Source organism: Corallococcus exercitus, from assembly GCF_003611585.1.
Taxonomy (GTDB): domain Bacteria; phylum Myxococcota; class Myxococcia; order Myxococcales; family Myxococcaceae; genus Corallococcus; species Corallococcus exercitus.
On record NZ_RAVW01000332.1, the window covers coordinates 1 to 11,069 of the forward strand.

11 protein-coding genes are annotated in these 11,069 nt (G+C 71.5%); 8 read left to right on the forward strand and 3 right to left on the reverse strand.

Features of this window, described 5'->3' with window-relative positions:
* Nucleotides 1-25 precede the first annotated feature (25 nt).
* Nucleotides 26-862 (reverse strand): Fpg/Nei family DNA glycosylase, encoded by an 837-nt coding sequence (locus D7W79_RS30825; protein WP_120528951.1) that lies wholly within the window; start codon nt 860-862, stop codon nt 26-28.
* Nucleotides 863-1,073: 211 nt separating this feature from the next.
* Here D7W79_RS30825 and epsC point away from each other — a divergent pair, with 211 nt between their 5' ends.
* Both epsC and cysK read left to right on the forward strand, forming a co-directional pair.
* Nucleotides 1,074-1,919: a serine O-acetyltransferase EpsC gene (epsC, locus tag D7W79_RS30830; RefSeq protein ID WP_120528952.1), complete on the forward strand. Its 846-nt coding sequence runs from the start codon at nt 1,074-1,076 to the stop codon at nt 1,917-1,919.
* A 43-nt stretch (nt 1,920-1,962) separates the two neighbouring features.
* Nucleotides 1,963-2,883: a cysteine synthase A gene (gene cysK, locus D7W79_RS30835; RefSeq protein WP_120528953.1), complete on the forward strand. Its 921-nt coding sequence runs from the start codon at nt 1,963-1,965 to the stop codon at nt 2,881-2,883.
* Between the two features lie 34 nt (nt 2,884-2,917).
* Here the strand turns inward: cysK and D7W79_RS30840 are convergent, their stop codons facing one another.
* Both D7W79_RS30840 and D7W79_RS30845 read right to left on the reverse strand, forming a co-directional pair.
* Nucleotides 2,918-4,057, reverse strand: a complete 1,140-nt coding sequence (locus tag D7W79_RS30840) for an aminotransferase class V-fold PLP-dependent enzyme (RefSeq protein ID WP_120528954.1) — start codon at nt 4,055-4,057, stop codon at nt 2,918-2,920.
* A gap of 58 nt (nt 4,058-4,115) precedes the next feature.
* Complete coding sequence (locus D7W79_RS30845; RefSeq protein ID WP_120528955.1) at nt 4,116-4,766, reverse strand: hypothetical protein; 651 nt, start codon at nt 4,764-4,766, stop codon at nt 4,116-4,118.
* A 133-nt stretch (nt 4,767-4,899) separates the two neighbouring features.
* Here D7W79_RS30845 and D7W79_RS30850 point away from each other — a divergent pair, with 133 nt between their 5' ends.
* The 6 genes from D7W79_RS30850 (at nt 4,900) to D7W79_RS30875 (ending at nt 10,962) form a co-directional block, all read left to right on the forward strand.
* Nucleotides 4,900-5,619 (forward strand): TetR/AcrR family transcriptional regulator, encoded by a 720-nt coding sequence (locus D7W79_RS30850; RefSeq protein ID WP_244222064.1) that lies wholly within the window; start codon nt 4,900-4,902, stop codon nt 5,617-5,619.
* Nucleotides 5,620-5,706: 87 nt separating this feature from the next.
* Nucleotides 5,707-6,945, forward strand: coding sequence for an acyl-CoA dehydrogenase family protein (locus D7W79_RS30855; protein ID WP_120528957.1), 1,239 nt, complete (start codon nt 5,707-5,709; stop codon nt 6,943-6,945).
* A gap of 2 nt (nt 6,946-6,947) precedes the next feature.
* Nucleotides 6,948-8,027: a phosphotransferase family protein gene (locus D7W79_RS30860; protein WP_120528958.1), complete on the forward strand. Its 1,080-nt coding sequence runs from the start codon at nt 6,948-6,950 to the stop codon at nt 8,025-8,027.
* A gap of 2 nt (nt 8,028-8,029) precedes the next feature.
* The gene (locus tag D7W79_RS30865) at nt 8,030-8,722 is read left to right on the forward strand and encodes a histidine phosphatase family protein (protein WP_120528959.1); all 693 of its coding nucleotides are present in this window, start codon (nt 8,030-8,032) and stop codon (nt 8,720-8,722) included.
* Nucleotides 8,723-8,749: 27 nt separating this feature from the next.
* The gene (locus tag D7W79_RS30870) at nt 8,750-10,039 is read left to right on the forward strand and encodes a LamB/YcsF family protein (RefSeq protein ID WP_120528960.1); all 1,290 of its coding nucleotides are present in this window, start codon (nt 8,750-8,752) and stop codon (nt 10,037-10,039) included.
* Nucleotides 10,036-10,962: a 5-oxoprolinase subunit C family protein gene (locus tag D7W79_RS30875; protein WP_120528961.1), complete on the forward strand. Its 927-nt coding sequence runs from the start codon at nt 10,036-10,038 to the stop codon at nt 10,960-10,962. The genes D7W79_RS30870 and D7W79_RS30875 overlap by 4 nt, the downstream gene beginning before the upstream one ends.
* The last annotated feature ends 107 nt before the right edge of the window (nt 10,963-11,069 follow it).

Sequence of the window (11,069 nt, forward strand, 5' to 3'; positions counted from 1 at the left end):
GGTACAGCCCCCGGGTATCCAGGGCTCAGGGGGCGAGGGCCACGGCCGGCCTCCGACGTGGCCGCCTCACGCGGTCCACGCCCTGGCACGCGGCGCAGAAGTAGAGCGTGCGCGCCGCCAACGACTGCCCCGTCACCTTCCCTCCGCAGCGTGGACACGGCAGGCCCGCGCGGCTGTACACGCAGAAGCGCTCCGCGCGCTTGCGGCCAGGTGACGGAAGCGGCGGCGCACCGGGTGTGACGATGAGCCCGTCGCGCACGCCGTCCTGCAACAGCGCCCGCATCGCGCCCCACAGCCCGTCGAACGCCACCCGCTCCAGCTCGCACGCGGGCATCAGCGGCGGCAGGCGCGCGACGAACAGCGCCTCCGCCCGCACGATGTTCCCCACGCCCGCGATGCGCCCCTGGTCCAGCAGCGCCTGCGCCAGCGGCACGCGGCCCCGCGTCAGCCGCGCATAGGCCTGGTCCGGCGAGGCATCCGCGCGCAGCGGGTCCTCCCCCAACCTCGCGCGCAACGCGGCCTCCTCCTCCCGCGACAGCAGCTCGCACGCGGACGGTCCGGACAGGTGCAGCGTCGCCCCGTCCGACGCCAGCCGCAGCCGGCATGCCGTGGACGGAATGGGGGCATCGCCTCGGAAGTGACGGATGCGCCCGAAGAGGCCCAGGTGGATGTGCAGCCGCACGTCCCCTTCGAACGTATGGAACAGGTGCTTGCCGTGCGCATCCACGCCCAGCAACACCCGCCCGGACACCCTTGATGCGACCTCCGGCCGGCCCTGCGGCGAGTCCGCCGTGAAACGCCGCCCCACCAGCCAACGGCCGTGGACCCGGGCGACCCGGTGGATGCTGTGACCTTCAGGCATCCCCCTGGGTAACCCCCGCCGCTCCCCGCTGCCGTGGCGCACCGTGCCCCGGCCCCTGGACGACCGGACGGCCGCGACGTTTTCCCGCGGCCGGCATCCACGCTCGGAACCCACCCGTTACGCTCTGGAGTGCGGGAAGAAGGCCAACCCGGCCTCCGCCAGCCACTCCTCCTGCGGAAACAAAGAAAACGCTATCCTGACGCAACGCCCCATGGACGATCCCAACGCCCGACTGGTTGCCACCCTGCTGGAGGCGCGGCAGCGCCACTGCTTTCCCCCGGACGTGCGCAAGGCGGCGCCGGAGTTCGTCGCGCAGGTGCTGGGGCTGCTCTTCCCCCACTTCGCGGAGCGGCTGGAGTGCAACGCCGCCGCGGTGCGCCGGGACGTCACCGCCGTGGAGGCGAACCTCCAGCGCATCCAGGGGCTGCTCGCGCCGCACTACCCCGTCACGGACGCGGGCATGTCGTCGCGCTTCATGGCGAAGCTGCCGGAGCTCTACGAGTGGCTCCAGCAGGACGCTCGCGCCATCTTCGAGGCGGACCCCGCCGCGCGCAGCGTGGACGAGGTCGTGCTCACCTACCCGGGCTTCTACGCCATCGCCATCTACCGCGTGGCGAACGCGCTGCACCGGCTGAACTTCCCCCTGCTGCCGCGCCTGCTCACCGAGTACGCCCACCAGCGCACCGGCGTGGACATCCACCCGGGCGCCACCATTGGCCGCAAGATCGTCATCGACCACGGCACGGGCCTGGTCATCGGCGAGACGACGGTGATTGGCGACAACGTGAAGCTCTACCAGGGCGTCACGCTGGGCGCGCTGATGGTGGAGAAGGCCCTGGCGGACAAGAAGCGCCACCCCACCATCGAGGACGACGTGGTGGTGTACGCGAACGCTACCATCCTCGGAGGCGGGACGGTGGTGGGCAAGGGCAGCATCATCGCCGGCAACGCGTGGCTCACGCAGAGCGTGCCCGCGCAGTCCGTCGTCACCCGCCGCAGCGAGGTGCGCCCGCGCCACGGCGACGAGGGCCTGGACGTCCTCGACTACCAGATTTGAGCTTCCCTCACGCAGTGCCCGTTCCCCACTCACAGGAGACGCCATGAAGGTCGACAACATCCTGCAGACCATTGGCAATACGCCGCACGTGCGCATCAACCGGCTGTATCCGTCGCGCGTGACGGTGCACCTGAAGCTGGAGCGCGCCAACCCGGGCGGCAGCATCAAGGACCGCATCGGCCTGGCGATGATTGAAGACGCGGAGAAGAAGGGCCTCCTCAAGGAGGGCAGCGTCATCATCGAGCCGACCAGCGGCAACACCGGCATCGGCCTGGCCATGGTGGCCGCGGTGAAGGGCTACAAGATCATCCTGGTCATGCCGGAGTCCATGAGCATCGAGCGCCGCCGCGTGCTGGCCGCCTACGGCGCCCAGTTCGACCTGACGGAGCGCGCCAAGGGCATGAAGGGCGCCATCGCCCGCGCCCAGGAGCTGGTCGCGCAGACGCCCAATGCGTGGATGCCGCAGCAGTTCGAGAACGAGTCCAACATCGAGATCCACAAGCGCACCACCGCGCAGGAGATCCTGAACGACTTCCCGGAGGGGTTGGACTACCTCATCACGGGCGTGGGCACCGGCGGCCACATCACCGCGTGCGGCGAGGTCCTCAAGGCGAAGTGGCCCAAGCTGAAGGTGCTCGCGGTGGAGCCGGCGAAGTCCCCCGTCATCAGCGGCGGCCAGCCGGGCCCGCACCCCATCCAGGGCCTCGGCGCGGGCTTCATCCCGAAGAACCTGCACACGAACATCCTCGACGGCACCATCCAGGTGGATGAGAAGGACGCCTACGAGTTCACCCGCCGCGCCGCGCGCGAGGAGGGCATCTTCGTGGGCGTGTCCTCCGGCGCCGCGCTGTCCGCGGTGAACCAGAAGCTGTCGGAGATGCCGGACGGCAGCCGCGTGCTCGCGTTCTGCTACGACACCGGCGAGCGCTACCTCTCCGTGGAGAACCTCTTCCCGGCACAGTAGCCGTCTTCGCGCGCCACGGGCCGGGTGGGACGCCTCACCCGGGCCGGTACGCGCGCACCAGCTCCACCAGCCGGTCCATCTCCTCGGGGGTGTTGTAGAAGTGCGGCGAAAGGCGGATGCGCCCGCGCCGGACGGAGTGGGACACCTTCTGCTCCGACAGGTACGCGCTGAGCGCACGGACGTTCGCGCCGGGCGGCAGGAAGGTGAGGATGCCCGCGCGGTCCTTCGGCTCGGGGCCCACCTCGCAGCCCAGACCGCGCAGGCCCAGGTCCAACCGGGCCAGCAGCTCGCCAATCCGCGCGCCGATGGCGTCCGGGCCCACCTCCAGCAGCAGCTCCAGCGCGGCGCCCAGGGCGTAGATGCCGGGGTACGCGGCGCTGCCCTCCTCGAACTTCGCCGCGTCCGGGCGCAGCTCGAAGTGGGAGCGGTTGAAGTTCCACGCGTCGGTGGTGCTGCGCCAGCCCACCAGCGCGGGTCGCACGCGCGGCAGCACGTCCTTCGCCACGTACAGGAAGCCGATGCCGGAGATGCCCAGCATCCACTTGTGGCTGTCCGCGCTGAGGAAGTGCGCGCGGCTCTTCTTCACGTCCACCGGGATGCAGCCCACGCTCTGGATGCCGTCCACGCACAGCAGCACGCCGGCGCGCTCACACACCTCGCCCAGCGCATCCAGGTCCGTGCGGTGGCCGGAGGCGAACTGCACCGACGACACCGCCACCAGCCGCGTGCGCGGGGTGAGCACGGACGCCACCGCCTCCGGCGTCACGCCGCCGTCCGGCGTGGGAATCTCGCGGACCTCCACGCCCCGGCCCTTGAGGTGCAGCCACGGGTAGACGTTGGAGGGGTACTCGAGGCTCGTGGCGACGGCGACCTCGTCCCCGGGCCGCCAGTCCAGCCCCTCGGCCACCAGCCCCAGGCCATGGCTGGTGTTGCGCACGAAGGCCACCTCCTCCGGGGAAGCGCCGATGATGCGCGCGGCGAGCCCGCGCACCTTCTCGCTGTGGGCCTCCCAGCTGCGCTCATTCAGGACGCCGTGGTTCACCACGTCATCCATCCACGCCTTCACGGCGGCGGCGGCGCGCACGCTGGTGGGCGCGACCCCGGCGTGGTTGAGGTAGAGCTGCTCCTTCAGGACGGGGAAGAGGGCTCGGTAGGGCTCGAACGGGAAGCTCATACGGGGCGAGTGTAGCCACCCGCCCACCGCGAGCCGCACGCTCCGGAGGGCCCGTCGACTACAGGACGACCAGCAGGCCCAGCGACGCCGTGGGGTACACCGTGCGCAGGCCCAGGTTGCTGGAGCCCACCTGGAGCTCGCGCACGTCCGTGAAGGTGAAGCCCGGGCCGGCCCGCGCCGACAGGCCCACGCGCCCGGAGCCCGGCCGCCACATCACGCCCAGCGTCGGCTCCAGGAAGGCCGTCGTCGTGTAGTCCTTCCGGTCCGGCATCGCCGCGCCGTCGGGGCGCGCGACGAACTCCTCCAGGCCCAGCGTCATCCCCACGAACGGGCGCACCGTGCCGTTCGCCAGGAAGGCGAGCGTGTAGCGGCTGTCCAGGCCCACGCCGAAGTTGAGCTTCACGTCGTTGCTGCCCACGCCCGTGAAGCGCGCCTTCGTGCCCAGCGACCGGTTCCACCCACCCGCGCGCCCCAGCAGGCCGAACGCGAACCGCGAGTCCCGCGACGGAGCCACTTCCGCCCGGATGCCGTACAGCGAGCCGTCCAGCGCGGGCGGCTGCAGCTCCAGCAGGAACGCCCCACGCCGCGGCTGCTTCTGCCCCGTGGACGAGGCGCCCAGGTCCTGGGCCATCGCCGGCACCGCCACCAACGCCGCACCCACCGCCACCGCCTTCACCCACTGCATCGACCGCTTGGACTCGACTCGCATGGCCCGTCTCCTTCGGTTTAGCCGTACGACTAATTTAGCTACACGACTAACTAAGACTGGCGACGCGGGATGTCAAGCCAACGAGCGGTCGTCGCCCTTGCGGGGGTGGGAGGCGGTGCCCTATGGGTCTGGGATGCCTTCCCCCCGCCGTGGCAAGACGCCGCCTCCCCCGACCGCCCCGGAGCCTGACGCCCGGGCGCGCCTCATCGCCGCCGGCCAGCGTGTGCTGGGGGAGCGGGGCTACGACGCCGCGACGGTGAAGGAGGTGGCGCGCGAGGCAGGGGTGAACCAGGGGCTGGTGCACTACTACTTCGGCAGCAAGGACGCGCTGCTGCTGGCCGTCACGCAGGAGGCGAGCCGCCAGTACATGTCGGAGCTGGAGCGGCTGCGCGCGCAGACGCCCGCGGAGGAGCTGGCGGAGACGGCCTTCGCCTGGGGCGAGAAGCTGGCCACGGACGCGCCCGGGACGTGCCGGCTGCGCTACGAGCTGTTCGCGCTGGGCCTGCGCAACCGGGACCTGACGCCCGCCGTGGCGCAGCTGCTGGGTCAGGGTGACGGAGAGATCGCCCGCACCGTGGCGCACGTGCGCACGGGCCACGACACGGCGCCCACCTCGGAGGACCTGCACTACGCGGTCATCATCAAGGCATGCGTGGACGGGCTCGCGCTGCACCACCAGCTGGACAAGAGCTTCGACCCGCTGCCGGTGTACGCGCTCCTGCGGCGGATCATGCTCGCGAGCATCGAGCAGCCCACCCCGCCCCGTGCGTCCACGCGCAAGCCGAAGGCCCAGGGCCGGCGCGCGAAGCCGTCACCGCGTCCGCGCAAGTCCCCGAGCCCGCGCCGTCGCTGAAGCCAGCGGCCAGGGCAGCGCCAGCCCCAGAACACACGTTCAACATTCAGTGGCTTCATCAACCCGGCGGGGCGCAGGATGCCCCACATGGACTTCCAGCCCTCCGCCAGGACGACCGAATATCTGGAGCGCGTGAAGCGCTTCATGTCCGACCACATCGAGCCGGTGGAGGGCGCGTACCTCCAGGCCCTGCACGCGATGGAAGCCGGCGGAGACTGGCGCCAGTGGAAGGTGCCGCCCGTGATGGTGGAGCTCAAGGCCCGCGCGAAGGCCGAAGGGCTGTGGAACCTCTTCCTCCCGGACGCGAAGCTGGGCGCGGGCCTGAGCACGCTGGAGTACGCGCCGCTCGCGGAACAGATGGGCCGCAGCTTCATGGCGCCGGAGGTCTTCAACTGCAGCGCCCCGGACACCGGCAACATGGAGGTGCTCTGGCGCTACGGCTCCCCGGAGCAGCAGGAGCAGTGGCTGAAGCCGCTGCTCGCGGGCGACATCCGCTCCGTGTTCTGCATGACGGAGCCGGACGCGGCGTCGTCGGACGCCACCAACATGCAGGCCACCGCCGAGGTGGACGGCGACCACGTGGTGCTCAACGGCAAGAAGTGGTGGTCCAGCGGCCTGGGCCACCCCAACGCCAAGGTGGCCATCTTCATGGGCCGCACGTCCCAGGCGGGCGCGGACCGCCACCACCAGCACTCCATGGTCCTGGTGCCGCTGGACGCGCCGGGCGTGGAGATCATCCGCATGCTGCCCGTCTACGGCGACCATGACGCCCCGCACGGCCACGGCGAGGTGCACTTCCATGACGTGCGGCTGCCGGTGTCCGCCATCATCTCCGGCCCGGGCATGGGCTTCGAAATCGCGCAGGGCCGCCTGGGTCCGGGCCGCATCCACCACTGCATGCGCTGCATCGGCGCGGCGGAGCGGGCGCTGGAGCTGATGATCGACCGCGGCATGGGCCGCACCGCGTTCGGCAAGCCGCTCATCAACCTGGGCGGCAACCGCGAGCGCGTCGCTGAGGCGCGAATCGCCATCGACCAGGCCCGCCTGCTCACGCTGTACGCGGCGTGGAAGCTGGACGACGTGGGCGCGCTGGGAGCGATGACGGAGATTTCCGCCATCAAGGTCGTGGCGCCCAACGTGCTCCAGCAGGTGGTGGACGACGCCATCCAGGTGCACGGTGGCGCGGGTGTGTCGCGCGACACGCCGCTCGCGGGCTTCTTCGCCCAGGCGCGCAGCCTGCGCATCGCGGACGGCCCGGATGAGGTCCACAAGGGCGTCATCACCCGCATCGAGCTCGCGAAGCGTGGCTTCAGCAAGGGAGGTTGAACATGACGACTCCGGTCTCCATCCCGCTGGACGAGGGCAAGGCCGTGCGCTCCGGCGAGGCGCTGGACGTGCCCGCGGTGGACGCGTGGCTGAAGGCCCAGGTGCCCTCGCTCCAGGGCACCCCGGAGGTGACGCAGTACACGGGCGGCGCCTCCAACTGGACCTACCGGCTCAAGTACGACAACCGCGACCTCATCCTGCGCAGGCCGCCCTCGGGCACCAAGGCGAAGTCCGCGCACGACATGTCGCGCGAGTACACGGTGCAGCAGGCGCTCAAGCCCGTGTACCCGGTGGTGCCCACCATGGTGGGGCTGTGCCAGGACCTGGGCGTGCTGGGCGCGGAGTTCTACGTGATGGAGCGCATCCCCGGCCTCATCCCGCGCAAGCACCTGCCCAAGGGGCTGAACCTGGACAAGGCCCGCACGCGCCAGCTGTGCCTCAACGTCGTGGATCAGCTCATCGCGCTGCACGGCGTGGATGCGCAGGCGGTGGGCCTGACGTCGCTGGGCAAGGGGCCGGGCTATCCGCAGCGGCAAATCTCCGGCTGGTCCGACCGCTACGAGAAGGCGCGCACCTGGAACGTGCCCCGGATGAAGCGCACGCGCGAGTGGCTGGCCGCGCACGTCCCGCCGGACATCAAGACGTGCGTCATCCACAACGACTGGCGCTTCGACAACGTGGTGCTCAAGCCGGAGGACCCCACGCAGGTCATCGGGGTGCTGGACTGGGAGATGGCCACGCTGGGCGACCCGCTGATGGACCTGGGCAACACGCTGGCCTACTGGGTCCAGGCGGATGACGACGCGTTCCTGCGCATGACGCGACGGCAGCCCACGGACCTGCCCGGCATGCTCACGCGGGAAGAGGTGGTGGCGTACTACCTGGAGCGCACCGGCCTGAAGCCCGCCAACTGGACCTTCTACGAGGTCTACGGCGTGTTCCGGCTCGCGGTCATCGCGCAGCAGATCTACTACCGCTACCACCACAAGCAGACGCGCAACCCGGCGTTCAAGAACTACTGGCTCATCGTCAACTACCTGGCCTACCGGTGCCGCCAGCTCATCAAGAAGGCGGGGGGCTGAAGATGGGCGCGCTCTACTTCATCCGCCACGGTCAGGCGTCCTTCGGCGCGGCGGACTACGACAAGCTGTCGGACGTGGGCGTGCAGCAGGCGCGCGTGCTGGGCGAGGCGCTGCGCTCGCGGCTGCCGAAGGTAGACGCCGTGGTGACGGGCACGATGCTGCGCCACCTGGAGACCGCGGAGTCATGCCTCGTGGGGCTGGGGCAGCGGGTGGGCGTCCAGACGATGGAGGGCTTCAACGAGTTCGACCACGTGGAGATCGTCGAACGGCACACCCCGCGCTACGCCGACCCCGCGGTGATGCAGGAGGAGCTGGCCGCCACGAAGGATCCGCGCCGCGCCTTCCAGGAGGTGTTCACCCAGGCCGTGGGGCGCTGGGTCGCGGGTGGCCACGACAGCGAGTACCGGGAGTCCTGGTCCGCCTTCAAGAAGCGCTGCCTGGAGGCGCTGGCGACGCTCGTGGCCTCGCTGGGGCCCTCACGGACAGCGCTGGTGTTCACTTCCGGCGGTCCCATCACGGCCATCAGCCAGGACCTGCTGGGCATCCCGGACGAGCACGCGTTCCGGACGAACTGGACGCTGGCGAACTGTGGAGTCACGAAGGTCCTCTACAGCGAGCGGGGCCGGTATCTGTCCACGCTCAACGAGCACGGACACTTCGAGGGCGAACACCGCGCGCTCATCACCTACCGCTGAGGTGGGGGGCTCGCGTAGCGTGGGCCCATGACGCGGTGCCTGCTCAACATCGACCTGGGGGAGCTGCCCGGGGAGGACGAACAGCTCTACGCGCTCGCGCACCTGGCGAACATCGCCTGCGGAGGACACGCGGGGGATGCGGCCTCCATGCGGCGGGCGCTGGAGCTGTGCGAGCGCCACGGCACGCTGGCCGGCGCGCACCCGTCATACGCGGACCGCGAGGGCTTCGGACGCACGGCCCTGGACGTGGCGCCGGAGGTGCTGCGCGCGCAGGTGGCGGAGCAGTGCGGACAGCTGGCGGCGCTGGCCCGCGAGCGCGGCGTGCCGGTGCGGCATGCGAAGCCCCACGGGGCGCTGTACCACGCGGCCAACAAGTCCTCCGCGCTGGCGCGCGCGGTGGTGGACGGCGTGGTGGAGGCCCTGGGAACGGACGTCACGATGGTGGGGCCCGGTGCGGGAGCGCTGAGGGACGCGGCGCGGGCGGCGGGGCTCGGGTATGCGCGTGAGGGCTTCGCGGACCGGGGCACGCTGCCGGACGGTTCGCTGATTCCGCGAGGCCAGCCCGGTGCGGTGCTGACGGACGTGGGACAGGCGCGGGACAACACGGTGCGGCTGGCCACGGGCGGCACGGTGGACACACTCTGCGTGCACGGCGACACACCGGGCGCGGTGACGCTGGCCCGCGAGGTGCGCGCGATGATGGACGCGCTGGAGCATCCACCCGAGCCCATTGGAGACAGCGCGCTGCGGCTGGTGTTGCCGGAGGCGGTGGACCGGGGACTGGCGAGAGAGGCCCTGTGCGCGCTGCCGGGCGTACGGGACGCGGTCATCACCGAGGCCCACGCGTGCGTGTACTTCGACCCGGCGACACCGCCCGAGTCTCCCGCGCTCGTGCTGACGCGGCTGCGCGTGGCACCCGTGGCCCCGGTGGAGCATCCACTCATCCGCATCCGCGTGCGCTACGACGGCGAGGACCTGCCGAAGCTGGCCGAGCACTCGGGCCTGTCCGTGGAGGAAGTGGTGCGGCGCCACACGGCCCGCGAGTACACGGTGCGCTGCGTGGGGTTCCTGCCGGGCTTCACGTACCTGGGAGACGTGGATCCGAGCATCGCCTGTCCCCGGCTGCCGGTGCCGCGCACGCGGGTGCCCGCGCTCGCGGTGGGCATCGCCGGTGAGCGCACGGGTGTGTATCCGTTCGCGTCACCAGGGGGCTGGAACCTCGTGGGCACCGCGCTGGACTTCACCGCGTTCGACCCCACGCGCGGCGCGGTGCTGCACCTGGGTGACCGCGTGCGTTTCGAACAGGTGCATCCATGACGGCCTGGCTCGAGGTCGTGGGACTGGGCGCGCCCGCCACGGTGCAGGACGGGGGGCGGCCCGGGGTCATGCATCACGGCGTGCCTCCCGGTGGCGCGTGGGTGCCGGAACTGCTCATCGCGGCGAACCGCGCGGTGGGCAATGCGCCCGGCGCCGCAGCGTTCGAAGCCTTCGGTCGGTTGGAGCTGCGCGCCCGAGGCCGCGACGTGCGCGTGTCCGTGGATGGCGCGGCGCCCACCCCCCTCGCGGACGGCGCCACGCTCACCGTGCCCGCCCCGACCCGGTACGCCGTGCGCTACGTGGCCGTGGACGGCGCGCTCGCGGTTCCCGAGGTTCTCGGTGGCCAGGGCACCCTGTGGGTGGCCCGCCTGGGCGGCTGGGAGGGCCGCCCCCTGCGCACCGGAGACCGGCTCCCGCTGGGACCTCCCGCCACGCCGGGCGCCGCTCCTTCCGAAGCCGACCTGTCACATCTCACCGAAGCCCTGGACCCCGCCGCCCCGCTGCGCGTGCTCCTGGGCCCGGATGCGTCCCGCTTTGGCGACGCGGCCGTGGCGCTCCTCCTGGGCAGCACCTTCACCGTGTCGCCCTCCAGCGACCGCGTGGGACAGCGCCTGGACGGGCCTCCCGTGCCTCACGGCGACGAGGGCGCGGGCACCTCCCGCCCCATGGTGCGCGGCGCCATCCAGGTCACCCTCTCCGGGACGCCCATCGTGCTGGGCCCGGACCACCCCACCACCGGGGGCTATCCGCTCATCGCCGCCGTCATCCGCGCGGACTGGGGCAGGCTGGGTGCTCGGCGGCCAGGCGCCCCGGTGCGCTTCCAGGCCGTCTCACTGGAAGAAGCGCGGTACGCCTGGAAGAGCCACCCCGCCCGGCCGGCAGGGGCAACTTCCGACCCGGTCCCGCCGATACTGGGGGCATGACTCCTCCGAAGATCGGTCCGCGCCCCACCGCCACGCCTCGCACGCCGGAGCCGGCCGTCCCGCCGCGCCCCCGCAACGAGGTGAAGCCTGGGAAGGCCCAGGAGAAG

Bases quoted from the DNA above. Each gene is read 5' to 3' on its own strand.
- D7W79_RS30855 (WP_120528957.1), top strand. From the start codon at position 5,707: ATGGACTTCCAGCCCTCCGCCAGGACGACCGAATATCTGGAGCGCGTG.
- epsC (WP_120528952.1), top strand. From the start codon at position 1,074: ATGGACGATCCCAACGCCCGACTGGTTGCCACCCTGCTGGAGGCGCGG.
- D7W79_RS30860 (WP_120528958.1), top strand. From the start codon at position 6,948: ATGACGACTCCGGTCTCCATCCCGCTGGACGAGGGCAAGGCCGTGCGC.
- D7W79_RS30875 (WP_120528961.1), top strand. From the start codon at position 10,036: ATGACGGCCTGGCTCGAGGTCGTGGGACTGGGCGCGCCCGCCACGGTG.
- D7W79_RS30825 (WP_120528951.1), bottom strand. From the start codon at position 862: ATGCCTGAAGGTCACAGCATCCACCGGGTCGCCCGGGTCCACGGCCGT.
- D7W79_RS30845 (WP_120528955.1), bottom strand. From the start codon at position 4,766: ATGCGAGTCGAGTCCAAGCGGTCGATGCAGTGGGTGAAGGCGGTGGCG.
- D7W79_RS30870 (WP_120528960.1), top strand. From the start codon at position 8,750: ATGACGCGGTGCCTGCTCAACATCGACCTGGGGGAGCTGCCCGGGGAG.
- D7W79_RS30865 (WP_120528959.1), top strand. From the start codon at position 8,030: ATGGGCGCGCTCTACTTCATCCGCCACGGTCAGGCGTCCTTCGGCGCG.
- D7W79_RS30840 (WP_120528954.1), bottom strand. From the start codon at position 4,057: ATGAGCTTCCCGTTCGAGCCCTACCGAGCCCTCTTCCCCGTCCTGAAG.
- cysK (WP_120528953.1), top strand. From the start codon at position 1,963: ATGAAGGTCGACAACATCCTGCAGACCATTGGCAATACGCCGCACGTG.
- D7W79_RS30850 (WP_244222064.1), top strand. From the start codon at position 4,900: ATGCCTTCCCCCCGCCGTGGCAAGACGCCGCCTCCCCCGACCGCCCCG.